Raw genomic sequence first — 19,433 nt, forward strand, 5'->3', positions numbered from 1 at the left:
TTCCGCTGCCCGTTCAACCTTGGCGAAGCGTTGCGCGATACCCTGACGGGGTTTCCCCGAACGCTGCCTTGAACAGGCGTGAGAACTGCGCCTGTTCCGAAAATCCGAAAGAATAGGCGATTTCCGCAATGGATTTCTGCGGCTGGGCCTCCATCATGTCCTTTGCCGCCAGCAAGCGACGGTCGCGGATACGCTGGGATACGGTGCCATTCACATCTTTGAACAACTCGTGCAGGTACCGCTTTGAAATCCCGCAAAGGTCGGCAATCATGTCCGGTGACAGGTTCGGGTTCGTCAGGTTGTCACGAATGACCTGTTCGACCCGCCGTAAATGGGCTGTCCGGACCGACGATCCCGCACCGGGATCTTCGGCCCCGACTTCTTCCAGCGATAGGGCCAGAAGTTCCAGCAGATGCCGTGTCAGCACCGAACTGCTTCGGTAATCTGTCGACATTTCCTGATCGTGTACCCCTTGTACCATCGACGAAAATAGTGCCCCCATGCCGGAATACCCGTTCAGCACCTTGGCGCAAAAGCGGTCAGGATCATGGATACGATCCGCAAGGGCCTGACGCCCGACCTTCATGACATATAGATCGGCGCAGCTTTCATATGAAAACCGGTAGGGCTCGTCGCCGCGTTCCAGAATAAATCCGCCCGGATCGCAGCGGACCTCTTTGCCCAGCTGCCGGAACACGACGGGGCTCTTGAGGGGAATCGTGACCAGATACTCTTCTTCCGTGGCGGACTTGATATGGTGGGGACGACGCTCGAACTGCAGGGGTTCTGTTGACAGGCGAGAGACCGAGATTTGCCCCATCTCGCGGCGTGATAACCGGCCCCGAAACGTTTCCGGCGAGCGGAAGCTCAAGTGCAAAGGGAAATAGGTTTCGGCAATGATCGAACTCCACGCTGCGGCACGATGTGGCGCTGCTGCGTTGTCCGTAGAATATTGCTCCAACGTCATGACCAACCTCCCCTGTTTGCCTTGACTATAAGGAAGGCTAGGGAAGGAAGGCTAGGGGCCGAAACCCCATGTGTCAAGCGTTTTCACGGGCTTTGACGCCCAAGTGCACGGATTCGCAAATCATTGCGCACCCATCGTCAAGACGAAGCGCGATTCCGCAGGCAGGCTGCATCCAACAACAACGATAATGCCGTTTCGGGCGGCGCGCTGACAGGGAGATTCCCCCGGATTCCGGGGCCTCTACAGCTTTGTCCGGACGGTGTGTAACAGCCTCGGAGGACCTTATGGCTACACCTACCGTCGACCCCATCACGCTGTCCGTGGTGCGTGGTGTTCTGGAAACCACGCAGCGCGAAATGACGCTGGCTCTGGAAAAAACCGCGCGCAGTTCCGTGTTCAATCTGGCGCATGACTATTCCACGGCCCTGTTCAACCACACGCCGGAAATGATCCTGCAAGGGCAGGATATTCCGATCCACCTTGGTTCGCTTATTCCGGCGATGAAGGCCGTCGCTGGTTTCTTTGAAGGCGACATCAACGAAGGCGATCTGATCCTGCATAACGACCCCGATTATGCGGGTAGCCACATCATTGATACCTGCATGTACTACCCCGTTTTCTATCAGGGCGAGCTGGTGTTCTGGACCGTGTGCAAGGGCCACCTGACCGACATTGGTGGTCCGGTGCCCGCAGGTTATAACCCCGAAGCCAAAGAGATTTTTGCCGAAGGTCTGCGCATTCCCCCCGTGAAAATCTGGGACAAGGGCAAGCCGCGTCACGACGTGCTGAACATGCTGCTGACCAACATGCGCGCGCGCCGCGACCAAGAGGGGGATTTCAACGCCCTGATCGGCGCCTGTCAGGTCGGCGCCCGCAATCTGGTCGCGCTGATGGACAAATACGGCAAGGATACCGTTCAGGATTGCATCGAAGTGCTGTTGAGCATGGCCAACAAGCACATGGACAAACTGATTTCGCAGGTTCCGGATGGCACCTATACCGGAACGGCCGTTCTTGAGGATGCGGGCCACGGATTCGGTGATTTCGACATCACCGCGACCGTCACGATCAAGGGCGAAACCTGCCATATCGAGATCGCAAGCCCGCCACAGATCCCGTATTTCATCAACTCCTACGAGGGCAACAGCTACTCGGGTGTTTACCTCGGCCTGATGATGTTTGCGCAATTGCCGCCACCCTATAACGAGGGGCTGTATCGCAACGTGACGGTGAACATGGGGCCCAAAGGGACGCTGTGTAACGCGAAATCCCCCGCACCGCACATGAACTGTACCACCACGCCGATGGAAACCCTGACCGATGCTGTTCGTCTGGCATTCGAACAGGCCGCACCGGACAAGGTTTCGGCCAGTTGGGGACATGCCAACGGCTGTAACATCGCCGGTTGGGACGACCGTCACGACGAAGAATACGTGACCATGGTTCTGGCCTCGGTCATTTCGGGGGCAGGGGCTACGGCCACGCAGGACGGCTGGCACGTGCGCGGACCGCTGTGCTGTTTCGGGGCCCTGACCTCGGGCGATATCGAGATGCTGGAACACAGCTATCCGATCATCATCCACCGCTATTCGATGATCGAGGATTCGGGCGGAGCGGGCAAATTCCGCGGCGGGTCCGGTGCTTGCTGGGAAGTCGAGCCGTTGGACAAGCCTATGACGCTGGTCACCTTTGGCGAAGGGCGTCGCATCCCCGCGATGGGCGCGGCGGGCGCGGAATCCAAGTTGATCGAGAAAAAGGTCGGTCGTCTGGAAATCACCCGTAACGGCAAGACCGAAGTTATCACCGACAACGTGATCGAAACCATCAATCCGGGTGAACGCGCGGCGAATATCAACCCTGGCGGCGGCGGATTTGGCCCTGCCTTTGAACGCAGCCCTGCCCATGTGGTCGAGGACGTGCGCAACGGTCTGGTCAGCATCGAGGCCGCCCGCATCGAATACGGCGTCGTCTTTGCCGACGCGGAATCCCTGCAAATCGACGAGGCCGAAACCGCCCGTTTGCGCGCCAGCGCCTGAGATCCGATCAAGGAGAAATACCATGCAAACCAAATATCGTCTTGGCATTGATGCAGGCGGCACTTTCACCGACGTCGTTCTGGCCGACGCAACTGGTCAGGTCCGGATTTTCAAGGCTCTGTCCACCCCGTCCGATCCGACCCAAGCCATCCGCAACGGTCTGGCGCTGATCGAGGAAGAAACCGGTATCACCCCGCAGGAAATCGTTTCGAATACCGACCTTTGCATCAACGGCACCACCGTGGGCCTGAATGCACTGATCACCCACAACGGGGCGCGGACCGGTCTGATTGCCTCCTCGGGCCACGAGGACAGCATCGAAATCCGTCTGGGCCACAAGGAAGACGGGTATCGTTATGACCCCGACTATCCGCCCGCGACCATGCTGGTGCCGCGTTATCTGCGGCGGGGCGTGTCTGAACGGGTATTGTCGGATGGCACAGTGCGCACTGCGCTGGACGAGGAACAGGTGCGTGAGGCCTGCCGCCACTTCATCCGCGAAAAGGTGGAATCTGTTGCGATTTCGTTTGTTTGGTCCGTTTTGCACCCCGAACACGAGATGCGCGCAGCCGAGATCGTGCGGGAAATGATGCCGGATGTGCATCTGACGATCGGGGCCCAACTGTATCCGCAGGTGCGTGAATACACCCGAACCTCGACCGCGATCGTAAACGCCTATCTGGCGCCGATCCTGCAACGCTATGTCAGCGCGGTGGATGCCTACTTTGCCTCGCTAGGCGCCAAGAACCCCGTGCGCTATTTCCAGTCCAACGGCGGGCTGGCACGCGGTGAAATCGTGACCGACCAATCGGTCTATGCGATCAACTCGGGTCCGGCATCTGCCCCGCAAGCGGCGCTGAACGTGGCCGAGCCATGGGGCGAGAAAAACCTGATCACGGTCGATATGGGGGGCACGTCCTTCGACATCACCCTGACCAAGGACGGTCAGGCCAATGTCAGCAAGAACATCGACTTCCTGCGGTATCGCATCGGTATCCCCATGATTCAGGTGGAAACGCTGGGTGCTGGCGGCGGTTCGATCGGATGGATCGACGAAATGGGGCTGTTGCAAATGGGGCCGCAATCGGCGGGATCCGAACCGGGGCCGGCCTGTTATGGCCAAGGTGGCGAAAACCCCACTACGACGGATGCAAACCTGACCCTTGGCTATCTGAATGGCGACGGTCTGGTAGGTGGGCGCCTGCCGCTGGATGTGGCCAAGGCCCGCGACGCGATCAAGGCGAAACTGGCCGATCCGCTGGGGATCTCGGTGGAAAAAGCCGCCTATGGCATGTTCACCATCGTCAACAACAACATGGTCAACGGTATCCGCCGCGTGACCGTGGAACGGGGCTATGATCCGCGCGATTTCGTGCTTATGGGCGCAGGTGGCGCCACCGGTTCGCACATCACCGCATTGGCGCGCGAGATCGGGATCAAGAAGGTTCTGATTTCGAAACTGGCCTCGGGTCTGTGTGCCTATGGTCAGATCATTTCGGACGTGAAGTACAACTACATGGCGCCCGCGCCGGTGCGTCTGGAAGGGGCTGATGCGGCCGCGAAACTGGACGATCTGTTCAACGGGCTAGAGGCGCGTGGCGTATCCGATCTGGAAGCGGATGATTTCACGCGTGACCGCATTTCGATCCGCCGGTCGCTGGACATGCGCTATGTCGGTCAGGTGCACGAGTGCACGGTCGAGGTCGACCCGTTCCAGATCACCGAAGAGTCGCTGGAAAAGCTCAAGGCCGCGTTCCATGCACGTCACAAAGAGCTTTACACCTATGACGAACCTGCCAGCGCGATCGAGGTTGTGAACGTCGAAAGCACGATTTGCGGTCACGTGGAAAAACCCGCCCAGATGCGTATTCCTGCAGGACAGGGATCGGACAAGGCGCTCAAGGGGACCCGCCCGATGGTGTTCGATGCCTCCGGGGCGACGGTTGAAACCAATGTCTACGAGGGGGCGAAACTGGGTGCAGGGGATGTGCTACATGGCCCTGCCGTGATTGAGGAAGTCACCACGACCCTTGTGATCGAACCCGGTTGGACGGCTGACCTGCACGAAAGCGGTGTCTACGTGGTCACCTATGACCCGGAACGTGACACCCGCACTGCAAAACCCGCAAAAGAATTGGCCGAGGCGTGATCGCGATGCCGGTATCGTTTTCCGATAATGCCAAGCTGGAAACCCGGGGCGTGTCTGTCACCTTCGGTGGGTTCAACGCCCTGACGGATGTCTCGATGTCGTTGTCCGCGGGGTCTGTCGTCGGGTTGATCGGGCCAAACGGTGCCGGCAAGACCACGCTGGTCAATGTCCTGACGGGCTTCCAGTCTCCCTCATCAGGGGAAGTTCTGCTCGGGACAGAGGCGGTAGGGGCGCACTCCCCCTTTGCGCTGCGCCGCCTCGGGATTGCACGGACGTTTCAGGCCGGTCGGTTGTTCACCGGTCTGGACGTTCTGGATAACCTTGCTGTGACCGGGACTGGTCTTGGTCACAGCCGCCGCGCCGCCGAGGAAGAGGCCCGCAGTGTTCTGGACTGGATGGATATCCGTCATCTGTCCGATCTACCTGCCTCTGGCCTGCCTTACACGGATGAACGTCGTGTCGGGATCGCACGGGCGCTGATGTACAGGCCTGATTTCCTGCTGCTGGATGAACCCGCCGCAGGAATGTCTGAAATCGAAGCCGAAGAGCTGTCGCAACTGATTGCGCGGATTGCATCGGAACTGGGCATCGGGGTGCTTTTGATCGAACACAATGTCGGTCTGGTGCTGGGTGTTTGCGAACAGGTGTACGTTCTGGACGCGGGCCAGATCATCGAACAGGGCGACCGCGCGACGATCCTCGCCTCTCAGGCGGTGCGTGATGCCTATCTCGGGGCCAGCCACGAGGAGGCAGCGTAATGACCAAGCTAGCTATCAACGATCTGACGGTACGCTATGGCAAGCTGACCGCGCTGGACGACTTGTCATTCGCGGTCGAGGAAGGCGCACGAGTGTTTATTTCCGGCCCGAACGGGGCGGGGAAATCCTCGTTGCTTAAGGCCATTGCCGGAGTTGCCCCGACTGCCCATGGCCGGATCGAAATGGATGGCGACATCCTGAATGGTGCCAGCCCCGAATCCATCGCACGCAAGGGCCTGTCGATGGTGCCCGAAGGCCGCGAGGTTTTCGGACAGCTGACCATCGAGGAAAACCTGATGATCGGAACCGGTATCCGGCGGGATCGTTCCGCCGTGGCCGAAGACCTTTGGGAAATTTACAACGCCTTCCCCATTCTGGGCGAGCGGCGTCACGCAAATGCAGGGGCCTTGTCTGGCGGTCAGCAGCAAATGCTGGTGATCGGCCGCGCCCTGATGACCAACCCCAAACTGATGATGATTGACGAACCTTCCTTGGGTCTGGCGCCCAAGATTGTCGATCAGGTTTATGACACGCTGCTGGAGCTTCAGGCGCTGAAAGGTCTGACACTATTGATCGTCGAGCAAAGCTCGGCCCGTGCTGCCCGTGTCGGTGGGCGGATGATCCTGATGCGGGGCGGGCGGATCGTGGGTGACGGGGACGCTGCCGAACTCGGTGCCGAGGACAGCCTGCGAGACGCCTATTTCGGCCAATCCAAACCAGTGAAGGAGGCCTCGTGATGACCTCGCTTTCTCAACTTTTCTTTGATGCAGCGTCGCTGGGTGGCATTTATGCACTGGCCGCGCTGGGCATCGCATTGATTTTCGGGGTGATGAACCTCGTGAACTTTGCCCATGGGGAATACATCACCTTCTGTGTGTTTGCCCTGATCGTGCCTAGTACGGATGCCGCAGCTCATTTGTTTTTGGGTAAGGCGCCGGCAATCGTGCTGGTCCCTGTGATGCTGATGATTGGTGGCGGGCTGGCGGTGCTATCCGAGGCGCTGATATTCCGTCGCCTGCGCAATGCAACGCCTGTCACCATGATGATCGCATCTTTCGCGCTGGGGTTCGTGCTGCAATATGCCCTTTTGGCCGCTTATGGCGGTCGTCCCAAGGCGGTATCCCTTTGGCCCGGACTGAATACGCCGGTGGAGTTGCTGGGGGCTAGCGTTCCCCTGCTGCAATTACTGGTTATCGGGGTGACGGTCGCGATCTTGGTGATCCTGTTCCTGTTGCTGCGTCACACGCGGTTAGGTCTGGAAATGCGCGCCGCAGCCGAGAATTTCACCATGGCAAGAATGCTGGGGGTGAAGGCGAACAGGGTTATTACCGGAGCCTTTGCGATTTCCGGTGCGCTTGCGGCTGCCGTTGCCCTGATCCTTGTCACACAGACCGGTGTCGCCGACGTCCGTATGGGTGGGCCAGTCATGCTGGTTGCCTTTATCGCAACGGTGATCGGTGGCATGGGCAGTCTGCCCGGTGCGGTCGCGGCGGGGTTCCTGTTGGGGGCGGCCTCGGTGATGCTGCAAGCTTTCCTTCCGCTGGATGCCCGTCCGTTCCGCGATGCCTTCCTTTATTCGCTGGTGATCGGCTGCCTGTTGTTGCGGCCGCAGGGGCTGTTTGCCTCGGCCAGCGCCAAACCAAGGGTTTAAGATCATGCACCATCACACTTTGATGCGACTTCGGTCCTATTCCACTCCGGTCCTTCTGTCCTTGGCGCTGTTGGCGTTGACCGTTCTGGCGGTAGGTCTGGGCGACAAGGCACTCGGGCGGGCCATGGCGGAACTGTTGATCCGCGTGACGCTGGTCGTTGGACTGTGGATCTTCGTTGGCAACTCCGGCGTCATCAGCTTTGGTCACGCCGGATATATGTGCATCGGCGCCTATATGTCCGCGTGGCTGACCCTGAAACCCACCATGAAGGCGCTTTTGTTGCCCGGCTTGCCGGACTGGCTGGCTCAGGCACAATGGCCGGTCTTTCCTGCGGCAATCGCGGGCGGGCTGTTGGCTGCGGTTGTCGGTCTGATTTCCGGCGCTGCGATTTTGCGGCTGTCGGGGATCGCGGCGTCGATCGCGACCTTTGCGTTCCTTGCCATCGTCAACACCGTCTATTCCAACTGGGAGGACGTCACCGGTGCAACCAGTTCCGTTGTGGGCCTGCCACGTTATGTGGACGCGTGGGTCGCATTGGCTTGGGCGGTTGCAGCGATTGCGGTGGCCAGCCTGTATGCCAATTCGGGCTCGGGTCTGGCCCTGCGTGCAACCCGCGAGGATGAGGTCGCCGCCCAATCCTCGGGCGTGAACATGTACCGCCACCGTTTGCTGTCGCTGGTGATTTCGACCTTTTTCACTGGTGTCGCAGGGGCGCTTCTGGGCCACTACATCGGCGTTCTGAACCCCGACAGTTTCTATCTGGGGCTGACCTTCATCGCCTTGGCAATGCTGGTGGTTGGCGGGATCGGAAGCCTGACAGGTGCAGTGGTCGGCGTGGTCGTTTTGTCCGCCGCGATCGAGGCGCTGGTCCGGATGGAGCAAGGGATCGAAGTGGGCCAAACCCATCTGTCCATCCCCAACGGCGCACAGGAAATCGTGATTGGCGTGGCGATGATCGTCATCCTGATCTTGCGGCCCTCGGGGCTGACCAAGGGAAGGGAATGGGCGCTGTCCGGCCGCCTGTTCCAAAAACGAGGGCAGGCAAAACGCGCCTGACCCCAAATATATCCAACCTAAATAATCCAACTAAAACAGGAGAGTATGATATGAAACGTTTGACCACAGCCGCGGCTGTGCTGGCCCTGTGCGGCCCGGCCTATGCCGCTGATGACATCACCGTGGGGTTCGCCATCGCGAAATCCGGCTGGATGGAAGCCTATGACACCCCCGCCGCAACCGCTGCGAAAATCCGTATCGACGAGATCAACGCGAATGGTGGCCTGTTGGGCCGTCAGATCAACTGGGTCGAATCCGACACCAAAACCGATCGCGCCCAAGCGGCCAAGGCGGGTTTGCAACTGATTGACGAAGGCGCGGACATGATGGTTGTGACTTGCGACTATGACTTCGGCGCCCCCGCTGCATTGTCGGCGGATGCGGAGGGGATGATTTCCTTCTTCCTGTGTGCCGAGGACGTGAAGGCCGGGATTCAGGGCGTCGGTCCCTACAGCTTCTCGGGCTCGGTTCTGGCCCCTGTGCAAGGCGCGACCATGGCAGAATGGAGCCACGCCAAGCGCAACGCCAAAACCGGCTATGTGCTGCTGGACACCACTATCGAATATAACAAGGGCATCTGCACCGGTTTTGACTGGATGTTCCCCCGTCTGGACGGCACCGAAATCGTGGGCCGCGACACGTTCAAGAACGACGATGCCTCGATTGCCAGCCAGATCAGCCGGATCAAAGCGCTGCCGGAACAGCCCGACGTGATCATGCTGTGTTCCTATATACCCGGTGCGGCCTCGGCTGTGCGCCAGTTGCGGGCGGCAGGGATCGACTCGTTGATCCTGAATGGTTCGTCTATGGACGGGTCCTATTGGCTGGATGCGACGCCGAACCTTTCGAATTTCGTGGTGCCGGTCCAAGGGTCGATCTATGGCGATGATCCACGCCCCGAAGTCGAAGCGTTCAACAAGGCATACGAGGCCAAGGCCGGTGCCCGCCCTGCCAGTTCCTATGCCTATCCGGGGTATGTGCTGATGGAACTTTGGGCCAAGGCGGTCGAGCGCGCGGGGACACTGGACGGCGCGACGGTGACTGCAGAGCTGGAAAAGATGCGAAACGAAGCAACGGCATTCGGTCCGCGCAGCTTTACCGATGAATTGCACCATCAGAATTTCGCAGAGATGCAGATCATCGAAATCTCTGGCGGGACACCGAAAGCGATTGATAGCTGGACCATCAGCGAACCTGTGCCGCTGGAAGTGTTGCTGAAGTAAGTACGCTATGAAATGAAAACACCCCCGGCAGGCGATCCTGCCGGGGGTGTTTTCATTTGTCCGATCACGCAAGGTATGGAACGCGTGGTACGCTATGCTGCTTCTACCAGCGGGTTCTCGGCATTGGCAGACAGCCAATCCCGCAAGGCCTGTCCCGATTGACAAGCAGCCTGCGCGCGCTCTTTGAATGTCTGCACCAGATCGGGCGCTGTCAATTCAATGATCCCGCCAAAGGCATAGGTGATCAGGGGCCCCTCGCCAGAGACAAAACCGGGTGTCAGCCCGTTTTCGATATAATCGACAACGTATAGCAGCTTTTTCGGCTGGCTTTGCGCAAACCCCTTCAGGTTTCGCAGTTGTTTGATCCGCGCGGCTTCTGGCAAATCCCGGTAGATGCAGGTGCCTGTAAGCAAACTCTCCATGACGAATTTGTCCAAGAGCATCAGCCCGTTAAGCGCAGTCAGGCGATCTTCACGTCAGAAGGCAGGCCACTTGGGGAATGTCGATTAAGGACGAGGAGTGCTTTCAGCAGACGACGGATCATGAAAACCCTCAAGAAGCCCACAGCACCCCGGTTTCCGAATCTATCCAGCCGATCCATGGACAGCGTCCATCAAACCAATAGGCCGTCAACTCGAAGTCACGGTCGTCGGTGACGCTCGTGGGGAAAGTTTCTCGAATATAGGCGATTTGCTTCTCAATCGGAACGTCCCAAACGCGGAAACGGCATGGGCCACCGTCAGGGACGCGCTCTACCGGACGCATAGGCTTATTGTCGCTGTAACCATCTGCAATAACCCAGTAATAGGGTTCGTGATCTTCCAGCAACGCGGGAGGTGTCAACAGCACTTTCCCTTCCCGCAAAAGCCGTTCCAGAAGGTAGAAGAACGCTTCTCTTTGTTCGGGAAAAGATAGTTCGCGGGGCAGATAGGGCGTAGGGGGCGCAACGATGCTGAACAGTGCGCTAATCCACCCTCCAGAATGCTCTGGATCAGATGCTACAGCGTACAGTCTGTCAAGGAAGCTATGATCTAAATCGGTCATTTAAACTTCAGCTCCGCATTTTTCACATTGAACTCACCGATTTCAACAGGTTTACCGGAGGGGCCCGTTTCACGAAAACCGACATTATGTAGGGTATTCCGTTTAAAGTCTCCCTTTGCCATTGCATCTTGGGAATTTCACGCACCCAAGGAAGCGACCATAACGACCGCTGCGCTCAACCAGCCAGCCATCGGCGCAGACCGGACAGGCTTGGAAGGTCGCACCGCAGCGGCAGTCGGACGACCGCCCATCTTCCGACCTGACGGGTATGCCGACGCCACAGTCGGGGCAGCTCGGGAGCGTGTTGCCGCAGAGCTCGACATGTTCACATCGGTAAAATGTTCCACCGTCTTTTCGGGGCACTGCAAACAGATGCCCGCCGCAATCACCGCACGTACAGGTCGGGAGGTCTTCTGTCTTGTCTGCCCCAAGCCCGTACGCATCGTCATCCACCAACTCGGCGATGAAAGTCGATTGCCGAGAGGCGGCGCCCATGAGCGTCAGGGTTTTCCGGGCCCGTGTCATAGCCACATACATGACCCGACGTTCTTCGGCATGCGGGAACGGTTCGCCTTCGGGAGACACCATAGTAAGGAGAGGATCATCGACAATTTCTGACGGGAACCCCATGCGGCCGCTAAACATGTCGAGCAGGACCACATGGTCAGCTTCCAACCCCTTGGAGGCGTGGATCGTCTTGAAGGTGATATCCAGATCCGGAAACGACCGGCGCAAATCCCTCATTTGCTCTGGCATGGAATGGCGATAGCGTCCCAGCATCAAGACAGTGCCCTGACGTCCATCAGCTTCTGCCCGCAACTGTAATTCTGAGAGGACGCCCCTCAACTTTTCTTCACCATCATGGCGGAAGGTCGAGACGATCCGGATAGCCGCTTCTTCCGTTGTCCCGGCCGGAATTACGATTTTTTCGAGCTGAGTCGGGTTTTGCAAAACAAAATGACGGGCGGCAAAGGCAATCTTGTCGACGGACCGGAAGGTCCGCCCAAGGTCGACAGTTCGATGCACCCCGCTTTTCCCATTGAACGTCCCGCCGAATTCTTCGCCGAAGTTGCGCATCAGATGAATGTCAGATCCGGCAAATCGATAGATGGACTGCCAGTCATCCCCTACCGCAAACAGGCGGGCATCACTGTGTTGGCCAAGCAAGCCTTTGACCAATCTTGCCCGACTTCTTGAAATATCCTGAAACTCATCAACCAGAATATGGCGAAACGGGCTTTTGTATTGGCCCGTTTCAACATAATTGGCCGCACGCAATACCATGTCTTCAAAATCGATCCGCGTGCCGAGGCGGTCCTGATAGGCCTCATAGACAGGCCTGAACACCGACAAAAAAGCGGCGGCGCGTTTGCCAAGCTTTGCGGACTGCGCTTTGCGTTCGCAGTCCTCATATGCATAGCCTCCACTCTTAAAGTTCCGCAGGAAGTTGCCCAAGAGCTGCACAAAACCGTCGACCTGGTTCATCTGCATAACCCGATCGAATAGCTCTTCGCGTGGACGGGGCTTAAGGGTCACGAAAGGCGCGATCTTTTCTGCCAATGCGTCGAGCAGACGGCCTTCTGAATTCTCGTAGCTGTAGGTCTCAAGAAGAATGGTTCCATTCTCCTGATGCACCTGTCGCTTCCAAGCCATCCCTTCGAGGTATTCATCACGATCTACCCAAGGTGCTGTCACCAGCACTTCTTGGCCACCTTGCCCAGATTGCTTACGCACACCGAAATGCTCAAGATAGACGCCGCTCTCTGTCAGACGGAAGTCGGGACAGTAATTGCGGCGGGTCGGGCTGGACGTGTCGACTTCGTAATCAGGTTCATATTCGTATTCGACGCCATTTTCGTACAGCCAGTTGGCTATCAGAAGTTCTTCGTAACTCTTGACCTTTTCCCCTTGGAGCGTGCGAAGGTCTTCCTTTTCCAGATAGGTGTAAAAATCGTGTTTCCTCTGGAAGTCCCATTCGGATTTTGCCTCGAGGCGCGCCGACGTGAACCAACCGAGAATGGCCTTCGATGCCTCCGAGACTTTCAGCGCCAACTCGACAAGAATATCGCGGATCAGCGCCAGAAACGCCTTGTCATCTGTAGCATGCGCAGCAAGGGCAGGTTTGCCGCCTTCCACTTGTCCGATGATGTCGTAGGCTAAAGCATGAAAGGTTCGAGCCTCCACCGGCTCACCGCAACGGTCTTTGATCCGCTCTGACATTTCTGCTGCAGCATCCCGAGCAAAGGCCAGTAGGAGAACCTCATGCGGTTTACGAAGACCTACCTTGATCAGATATCCGGCTTTTGCCGTGATAACGCTGGTTTTCCCGGAACCGGCTCCGGCAAGAACCAGGGTGGCATCCTCATCCACGATGATGGACAGGCGCTGTTCCGGGGTCAGAGGATTGGACTCGAAACTGTCAAAAAAATCTGACCAAAGCTCAAGTTGGGACGCCACATACCTCTCTATCGCCGCCTGCCTCTGGGTTTCTGGGGCGGATAGGAAGTTCCGGATCGTTTCGATTTCCCCAAATCGGGTGCTCCCGATGGCCTCTTGGTTCAGCTTGCTGAAAACCTCTTGTTCGAGGCGGCCTGCGATATCCAATGTGGGCTGCATTCGACAGGCTGCAGGGTAATATTGGGGCGCGCCAGATCGCGTACGGTGCCAAGTACAGTGTTTATGTCGGCAGACCGTGCCTTGTACCGCTCAACATTGTGATTACGCCATGCCTTCTCGATGCTGTCACCGAGTGCTGCCAGGGCACCGCTATCCTTGCCGCGAATACGCAGCGGAGCACCCGACCGGCTGAAGGGAATGGACAGTTCGTTCCCCAGCCACCCGGGCCGGACGACAGGGCAGTTTTGCATGCTCTCCAGTGATGCCAAAGGCAGGTTGCGACCGGCAAACACAAAACGAGTGCCGTCGAATTCCAAAGAAGAAACATTGCCCCGCCACTTATCAAAGAGGGCAAAAAGAACTGGGTTTGCAGAAACACGCATCGCGGAACTATGGCCTCACTCGTCAACCAAGGACCAGAACCCGTATTTACGCCCATGTTTGTCGCGAAGGGATTTCACGAAGGCGACATGCGTAGGGAAATCGCCGTAATCCTCAATGGCCGCATCTGCGGACTGGCATTCCGCCAGATGGCGGGCGGCATACCGGTATCGCTTGGATTTTCCACCATCCAGTGTGTCCTGAACCATGGCGCGGCGCATCAGCGTGGCGGCAAGGGGATGGTCCGCTTCCAATGCATCAGCCGCTTTCGTAAGTGTATGATAGGAATCCCCGTTAAGGTCCGCCGCCCTGGACAACACGGTCTTTGCCGCCCGATCCTGAGCCGGCCATTCGATCAAGAAATTGATTGCACCGCCAAGGGACGGATAGGCTTCCGCCAGATCTAATGCTTTGTCCTCTGCCTCAATGTCGTCGAAGTCGGGCAACAGTTTCAGGTATTTCCGAAGGCTTGCTGCGCTCAGGGTTTGCTCGAATGTATCCCAGAGATGGTATTTGAGGTCATCCCGCAATCCAAGGGTTTCAAGGCAGTTTTCGTAGACCACGTCCAGATCGTAGCGGAACATCCGGAAGGGTTTCCCATCTTCAGCCGCACGGGCGCTGAGGATCAGGTCATAGGCCTCTTGGGCTCGCCCTGCCTCAAGGAGCCTGCGCGCCACATCAGGTGCAATGGTTCCATAGGTCAACTGCTCTGGTGTGTATCGTGCCATATAGGTATCGACATCGCCTTGCGCGTCGGCGATGTCGGCAAGGATGACGGAACGGGTCAGGTCCCGGTTTCGGTGAATGCTGTCCTCTGGGTTGGAGGAAAGGCCATATCCCCGATACCGGTCCAACTCATCACGGGTTAGAGGGGTTTCTGCCCAGGCATTCGTCAGGGATTTGAGGTGTTCCAGCCCGTCTTGGCCCAAGGCATCTGACAGGGCAGGAATGATCCCGTCAAATTCCCCATAGCCAGAATCCACGATCGCATCGAGCATGTGGTCGGCGAGGGAGGCACCTTTGGTGGAAATCCTGGGCGAGATCGTTGCGATTTGGTCTACCGCGTCGCCCATGATCCCCCCGATGGTCCCGTTGCTGTCATCCGTCCTCTCGTGAATGGAAGGCGCCAGAAGAAGGAAAGACCAGAGCAACTCAAACGCCTCATCCGCATCGACAGGCGAAATCGTGGTTTCGATCATGTTCAGAAGGCCGCTGAGATCCTTGGACAGCGCTTTTTGTTTGCGCCAGTCGACATAGCTTGTAGACCGTCGAAGGGAGGCGAACCGTTTGCGAATATCGGAAGCCACTTCCTTTGGCCCTTGAGCGGCACTCAACTCCATGCGCGCCTGGCGTTGCAGAGCAGCATTCCCTTGGACCAAATCCATCACAAGCGCGGCCAGTTTTGCGGCGCCAAGTTTCTCGAGGTTGGCTTGATTGAGGGATTTTTTGGACATAGGCAGGCCGACTTATTGTAAATTACCGACCGATGATGCCCTGCCTGGTCGTCGGGCGCAATCAAGTGCTATCTTTGGTTTGCCACGGCGTTTGCAGGGGATTTCGGCGGGAATTAAAAGTTGACCCAAGAACAACGAATGTCGAGTGTCGCCAGGTGGGACAGGGTCGGCCCTATCTTGTTATCCATCACATGCTGGGCGAATGACCGGTGCCGGCCCTTCCTGGACTTTCATTCTGCAACTGCATTGATGCCCCAGCCTGCAGGTCGGGCGGATAGCGGACTTTAGCCGCGCTTGCGAAGAGCTTATGTTGGTGGTCATGGATCCGGACATTCGACTCCTTCCGTGTCCGAAACTTGCCACGGTAAAATAGTTCGTACGGCCAACGTGCAGACTTTAGTGAGGGTGCCGTCGAATGCCTCACTTTGCGAGTTCAAGGGATATCAATATCGAACAGTTTCTCACCTGGTTGCAGCAAGCCTTCAACAACCGTGAAATTGCCATCGGCCTGTGGATCATCCTTGGCCTCTTGTTTTGTCTATCCAGGGCAGACCTGCGAAGCAGTCTCTGGAACCTTGCAAGTGCTCTGATTGCGCCAAAGCTACTATTGTTCTTCGGCATAGTTGCCATCAACGTGGTCGCTCTTTGCTGGCTGCTGGCAGAAGTAGGATTGTGGTCGATGTCCCAGATGCCACCCACTATTCTGTGGTTTGTGATGGGCGGCTGCGTTTTTGCTGGTCGAGCATTGCAATCGAAGGAAGATGACCAGTATTTCCGCAAGTTGTTTCGCGGCAGCTTGAGGCTCGGCGGCATCTTTGAGTTTATCGTGGTTGCCTACACTTTCAGCTTCGTTACCGAGTTGGTCTTGGTGCCTGTCCTCTTCTTCTTGGCAGCCACTTTGGCTTTTGCAGACACAAAGCCAGAATATGCGAAGGCAAAGGTCTTGCTGGAGTTCATTTTGGCCACCTTTGCCATTGTGTTGGTCTGGAACTCTGTATCATCAATTTGGTCACAGCCAGACCAGTTCTTCACAACAGATACCGGGCGCAACTTCGTTCTACCGATCCTGCTAACCGTCGGAAGCATCCCAGTTTTCTACCTGCTGTTTTGCTACTCGCACATCGAACAAGCCCGTATTCAGATTGATCAAAAGACCTTTCAGTCTGACGACCTGAAAAAGTATGCGCGTAAACGCTTCTTTCTGATCTTCCCGTTGCGGCCCTGGCTTTTACGACGGGCAACACGTCAATTCCACGTGCTTCCTGCAAGAACTAATGCAGATGTGGACCAGATCATCTCCGACATACTCAATTACGAACGAAGCGAAGAAGCACCGCCAACCGTGGACACAACGGAGGGCTGGAGTCCATTTGAAGCCCGAGATTTCCTCAGGGAGAAGGGATTGCGGACAAACGATTACCACAAGGGCTACGATGAATACTGGGCCAGTTCAGAATATGTCGACCTTGACAGCCATATCCTGCCGAACAGGGCGGTGTTCTACATCGAAGGGCAGGAAGGGATCGTTACCACGCTCAAACTGACGGGGAAATTCATGGGTGACTTCGACAGCGGCGAAGCAATCCAGAAGCTCAGGGTCATCGGTGCATTGCTTTGCGAAAAAGCTGTTGGGAATGTCGATATCGCAATTGATTCTCTCATTCCAAATTCCCAAGTATTTGAAAATGAAGTGATCATTGATGGCACGACTATAAGGGCTTGGGGTGAACGATATCCAAGCAACAAAGGCTTTGAGGTGTTTCTCACAATGTCTCGATGATCATCAGCAAGTGGATGGACTTCGTTTTGCTGCAAATGGCCCTTCCCTCGGGCAAATCTACACGAGGTAGTTGATGAGTAATTTTGACGACGTTCCAATCACCAGCCCAGACAATGACCGATTTGGCTTTGATCCGTTCGCCAGTGCCATCAGCGATTGCATTCGAAGTGTCGAGAACCCACTTGGCAGCGTCGTGGCGATCTATGGCCCTTGGGGCTCTGGTAAGAGCAGCGTTATCAATCTTGTCCGGCACCATCTTGCGAAGGACGCACCCGATCTTGATGTGATCAACTTTCCGGCTTGGATGTATCGAACCGAAGACGCCTTGGCCGTGGGATTCTTCAAGGAACTCTATGCTGGGCTGTCACCTGTCCTGTCGGACCAGACGAAGGCCGCTGGGGCACTTCGCAAGTTGGGGGCTAACCTTGCAGGCGCAAGCAGCCTTGCAGGAATGGCCGTAGGCTTGTTCGCAGGTTCGGTGGGCGAGAAAGCAACGACTGCAACTTTGGACGCACTCGGTGGCTTCATAGAGCAGGGAGAAACTGCGGAGGACCTACAGACAACCCTAGCCGATGCCCTTCGTGAAGCAGCGAAGAAATTCCTCGTCGTAATTGATGATCTGGATCGCCTCTCACCGGAGGAGGCGCTGGTCATTTTCCGGTTGGTCAAGTCGGTAGGACGACTTCCAAACGTTATGTATCTTTTGGCCTACGACCGCGAGGCCACAGAGCAGGCCGTTGCCCGTCGGTTTCCGTCCGAAGGTGCGCACTACCTTGAGAAGATCATCCAAGCGGGCTTCGAGCTTCCTCAACCCGATCAATCACATCTGAACGTCATGATGGGTGAGGTGTTGGATAAGTTGGCCGCTGGTCTTCCTGAAATTGATCCGGTCGAGTTTGGTAATTTGTTCCATTCCATCGTGGTGCCGGAGTTAAGGACACCGAGGGATGTATTGCGGTTGGCCAATACGCTTTCGATCACCATCACACCAATCAAGTCAGATGTATTTTTGCCAGACTTTGTGAGTCTTGAAACTCTGCGAGTGTTCCGGCCAGCAGTCTATCGGGCCATTCGACAGAACAAATCGGCCATCCTAAACGCGGGTCAGAACGATAGGTATGACCAGCGGGATGACCGTTCTGCACAATTCACATCGATGCTTCTGGCGGGTGAACCTGAAGAGGATCATGGGCAACTGAGGGAAGCCCTCATGCGACTGTTCCCTCAGTTGCAGAACGTCTTCGCGAACATGTCGTATTCCGGCACAAGAGAATGGGCTCGTCAAAGGCGAGTTTGTTCTTCCGAGCACTTTGACACCTACTTCCGATTTTCGGTCTCCCCAAACACGATACCAAAGGCAGAACTCGACTACCTCCTCGACGACACTCGAACAGTTGAAGAGATTCAGGAACGTGTTCGGGAGGCAATTGGGATCACACAAGCTGAGGGGCGAACCAAAGCCGCCTACATTCTTGATGAGTTGACGGCCCACGGACCCAATATCTCCCTTGAACAGGGGGAGAAACTGTTGACCGCATTGTTTGGTATGGCTGACGAATTGTTCTTGGACCAAGATGAGGGGCGCGGTTTCGCATCGTTCGGCGACAACAGATTCAGATTGCATTGGCTGTTGCGATCCATACTCAAAGATCGAACTACCCTTGAAGAACGATCCGAGATTCTGGGAAGGGCTGTCGCGGCAGCCACCTTACAATGGCACGTCGATTTCAGCAATTCGGCTTGGGAGGACTACCATCCAAGCAATCCAGACCGCGAACCTTCTTCAGAAGCGGAAACGCTCACGACTGAAGCCTTGGCCGAGCAGCTTCGAGGCCAAACAATCGAAATGCTTCGGGCAGCCGCCGCCGACGGCACTATACTATCTTCAAATAATCCTCTTCGCCTGCTTTTTGAATGGGAAAGGCTACAGCTTGATGGGGCTGGTGAGGTCATGGACTACACAACGCAGGCTTTGGGGGACGACACGAAGCTCTATCAACTCGCTTCAGCTTTTCTGGGGAAGTCTTACAGTCATGGCATGGGAGGTTTCGGTGGCGCACCAGGCGATCTCGTGCAACGGGAAAACGACCGCGCACAAGTCGATGGAATTGACCGACTGATAGATGTGGACGGGTTCCGGCGGCGGTTGAGTGAAGTCCTCCAAAGCGACGCCCTCAATGAACAGCAAAAGTCCACAATCAGTCGTTTCTTGGCTGCTTGGGATCGACGAGACGCTGGTGAGGATTGACGATCCTGCGCTCGACTTGAGGCCGTTCCCCATTTTGCCACGCGATGCCCGCATCGCTAGATGTTGCGG

15 protein-coding genes are annotated in these 19,433 nt (G+C 56.8%); 9 read left to right on the forward strand and 6 right to left on the reverse strand.

Annotated features, from left to right (window positions below; translation table 11 throughout):
- Positions 1 to 13 precede the first annotated feature (13 nt).
- Positions 14 to 967: a helix-turn-helix domain-containing protein gene (locus ACGYLI_RS14035; protein WP_067268411.1), complete on the reverse strand. Its 954-nt coding sequence runs from the start codon at positions 965 to 967 to the stop codon at positions 14 to 16.
- A gap of 284 nt (positions 968 to 1,251) precedes the next feature.
- On the opposite strand from ACGYLI_RS14035, the gene ACGYLI_RS14040 reads away from it, so the two are divergent.
- Genes ACGYLI_RS14040 through ACGYLI_RS14070 form a run of 7 tightly spaced genes read left to right on the forward strand, consistent with a single transcriptional unit; the run spans position 1,252 to position 9,841 of the window.
- Entirely contained in the window at positions 1,252 to 3,003 is a 1,752-nt protein-coding gene (locus tag ACGYLI_RS14040; RefSeq protein ID WP_067268413.1) for a hydantoinase B/oxoprolinase family protein, read from the forward strand.
- Between the two features lie 22 nt (positions 3,004 to 3,025).
- Positions 3,026 to 5,152 carry a hydantoinase/oxoprolinase family protein gene (locus ACGYLI_RS14045; protein ID WP_394419645.1) on the forward strand — a complete coding sequence of 709 codons (2,127 nt, stop codon included), beginning with the start codon at positions 3,026 to 3,028 and terminating at the stop codon, positions 5,150 to 5,152.
- Between the two features lie 5 nt (positions 5,153 to 5,157).
- Positions 5,158 to 5,910, forward strand: coding sequence for an ABC transporter ATP-binding protein (locus tag ACGYLI_RS14050; protein WP_067268442.1), 753 nt, complete (start codon positions 5,158 to 5,160; stop codon positions 5,908 to 5,910).
- Positions 5,910 to 6,647, forward strand: coding sequence for an ABC transporter ATP-binding protein (locus tag ACGYLI_RS14055; protein WP_067268417.1), 738 nt, complete (start codon positions 5,910 to 5,912; stop codon positions 6,645 to 6,647). Before ACGYLI_RS14050 ends, ACGYLI_RS14055 begins: the two co-directional genes overlap by 1 nt.
- A complete protein-coding gene (locus ACGYLI_RS14060) occupies positions 6,647 to 7,561 on the forward strand; it encodes a branched-chain amino acid ABC transporter permease (RefSeq protein WP_067268419.1) in 915 nt (304 codons plus the stop codon). Before ACGYLI_RS14055 ends, ACGYLI_RS14060 begins: the two co-directional genes overlap by 1 nt.
- A 22-nt stretch (positions 7,562 to 7,583) precedes the next feature.
- The gene (locus tag ACGYLI_RS14065) at positions 7,584 to 8,618 is read left to right on the forward strand and encodes a branched-chain amino acid ABC transporter permease (protein WP_394419646.1); all 1,035 of its coding nucleotides are present in this window, start codon (positions 7,584 to 7,586) and stop codon (positions 8,616 to 8,618) included.
- Between the two features lie 50 nt (positions 8,619 to 8,668).
- A complete protein-coding gene (locus tag ACGYLI_RS14070) occupies positions 8,669 to 9,841 on the forward strand; it encodes an ABC transporter substrate-binding protein (protein ID WP_067268422.1) in 1,173 nt (390 codons plus the stop codon).
- 92 nt (positions 9,842 to 9,933) lie between these two features.
- Here the strand turns inward: ACGYLI_RS14070 and ACGYLI_RS14075 are convergent, their stop codons facing one another.
- From ACGYLI_RS14075 to ACGYLI_RS14095, 5 genes are all read right to left on the reverse strand, one after another.
- Complete coding sequence (locus ACGYLI_RS14075) at positions 9,934 to 10,263, reverse strand: hypothetical protein (RefSeq protein WP_150120687.1); 330 nt, start codon at positions 10,261 to 10,263, stop codon at positions 9,934 to 9,936.
- A gap of 130 nt (positions 10,264 to 10,393) precedes the next feature.
- Complete coding sequence (locus ACGYLI_RS14080) at positions 10,394 to 10,885, reverse strand: hypothetical protein (protein ID WP_067268425.1); 492 nt, start codon at positions 10,883 to 10,885, stop codon at positions 10,394 to 10,396.
- Positions 10,886 to 10,987: 102 nt separating this feature from the next.
- The gene (locus ACGYLI_RS14085) at positions 10,988 to 13,501 is read right to left on the reverse strand and encodes a UvrD-helicase domain-containing protein (protein WP_394419647.1); all 2,514 of its coding nucleotides are present in this window, start codon (positions 13,499 to 13,501) and stop codon (positions 10,988 to 10,990) included.
- Complete coding sequence (locus ACGYLI_RS14090; protein WP_150120954.1) at positions 13,444 to 13,884, reverse strand: hypothetical protein; 441 nt, start codon at positions 13,882 to 13,884, stop codon at positions 13,444 to 13,446. Before ACGYLI_RS14090 ends, ACGYLI_RS14085 begins: the two co-directional genes overlap by 58 nt.
- A 15-nt stretch (positions 13,885 to 13,899) precedes the next feature.
- Positions 13,900 to 15,336 (reverse strand): DUF6880 family protein, encoded by a 1,437-nt coding sequence (locus ACGYLI_RS14095; protein WP_067268433.1) that lies wholly within the window; start codon positions 15,334 to 15,336, stop codon positions 13,900 to 13,902.
- 415 nt (positions 15,337 to 15,751) lie between these two features.
- Between ACGYLI_RS14095 and ACGYLI_RS14100 the strand changes: the two genes are divergently transcribed.
- Both ACGYLI_RS14100 and ACGYLI_RS14105 read left to right on the forward strand, forming a co-directional pair.
- Positions 15,752 to 17,116: a hypothetical protein gene (locus tag ACGYLI_RS14100; RefSeq protein ID WP_394419648.1), complete on the forward strand. Its 1,365-nt coding sequence runs from the start codon at positions 15,752 to 15,754 to the stop codon at positions 17,114 to 17,116.
- A gap of 73 nt (positions 17,117 to 17,189) precedes the next feature.
- A complete protein-coding gene (locus ACGYLI_RS14105) occupies positions 17,190 to 19,364 on the forward strand; it encodes a P-loop NTPase fold protein (RefSeq protein WP_394419649.1) in 2,175 nt (724 codons plus the stop codon).
- The last annotated feature ends 69 nt before the right edge of the window (positions 19,365 to 19,433 follow it).

The organism is Sulfitobacter sp. 1A13421, from assembly GCF_043557285.1.
Taxonomy (GTDB): Bacteria; Pseudomonadota; Alphaproteobacteria; order Rhodobacterales; family Rhodobacteraceae; genus Sulfitobacter; species Sulfitobacter faviae.

What these genes read in the sequence shown, in the direction of transcription:
- ACGYLI_RS14090 (WP_150120954.1), bottom strand. Translation starts at nt 13,884, where the DNA reads ATGCGTGTTTCTGCAAACCCAGTTCTTTTTGCCCTCTTTGATAAGTGG.
- ACGYLI_RS14105 (WP_394419649.1), top strand. Translation starts at nt 17,190, where the DNA reads ATGAGTAATTTTGACGACGTTCCAATCACCAGCCCAGACAATGACCGA.
- ACGYLI_RS14040 (WP_067268413.1), top strand. Translation starts at nt 1,252, where the DNA reads ATGGCTACACCTACCGTCGACCCCATCACGCTGTCCGTGGTGCGTGGT.
- ACGYLI_RS14085 (WP_394419647.1), bottom strand. Translation starts at nt 13,501, where the DNA reads ATGCAGCCCACATTGGATATCGCAGGCCGCCTCGAACAAGAGGTTTTC.
- ACGYLI_RS14100 (WP_394419648.1), top strand. Translation starts at nt 15,752, where the DNA reads ATGCCTCACTTTGCGAGTTCAAGGGATATCAATATCGAACAGTTTCTC.
- ACGYLI_RS14060 (WP_067268419.1), top strand. Translation starts at nt 6,647, where the DNA reads ATGACCTCGCTTTCTCAACTTTTCTTTGATGCAGCGTCGCTGGGTGGC.
- ACGYLI_RS14050 (WP_067268442.1), top strand. Translation starts at nt 5,158, where the DNA reads ATGCCGGTATCGTTTTCCGATAATGCCAAGCTGGAAACCCGGGGCGTG.
- ACGYLI_RS14080 (WP_067268425.1), bottom strand. Translation starts at nt 10,885, where the DNA reads ATGACCGATTTAGATCATAGCTTCCTTGACAGACTGTACGCTGTAGCA.
- ACGYLI_RS14065 (WP_394419646.1), top strand. Translation starts at nt 7,584, where the DNA reads ATGCGACTTCGGTCCTATTCCACTCCGGTCCTTCTGTCCTTGGCGCTG.
- ACGYLI_RS14070 (WP_067268422.1), top strand. Translation starts at nt 8,669, where the DNA reads ATGAAACGTTTGACCACAGCCGCGGCTGTGCTGGCCCTGTGCGGCCCG.
- ACGYLI_RS14075 (WP_150120687.1), bottom strand. Translation starts at nt 10,263, where the DNA reads ATGGAGAGTTTGCTTACAGGCACCTGCATCTACCGGGATTTGCCAGAA.
- ACGYLI_RS14055 (WP_067268417.1), top strand. Translation starts at nt 5,910, where the DNA reads ATGACCAAGCTAGCTATCAACGATCTGACGGTACGCTATGGCAAGCTG.
- ACGYLI_RS14045 (WP_394419645.1), top strand. Translation starts at nt 3,026, where the DNA reads ATGCAAACCAAATATCGTCTTGGCATTGATGCAGGCGGCACTTTCACC.
- ACGYLI_RS14035 (WP_067268411.1), bottom strand. Translation starts at nt 967, where the DNA reads ATGACGTTGGAGCAATATTCTACGGACAACGCAGCAGCGCCACATCGT.
- ACGYLI_RS14095 (WP_067268433.1), bottom strand. Translation starts at nt 15,336, where the DNA reads ATGTCCAAAAAATCCCTCAATCAAGCCAACCTCGAGAAACTTGGCGCC.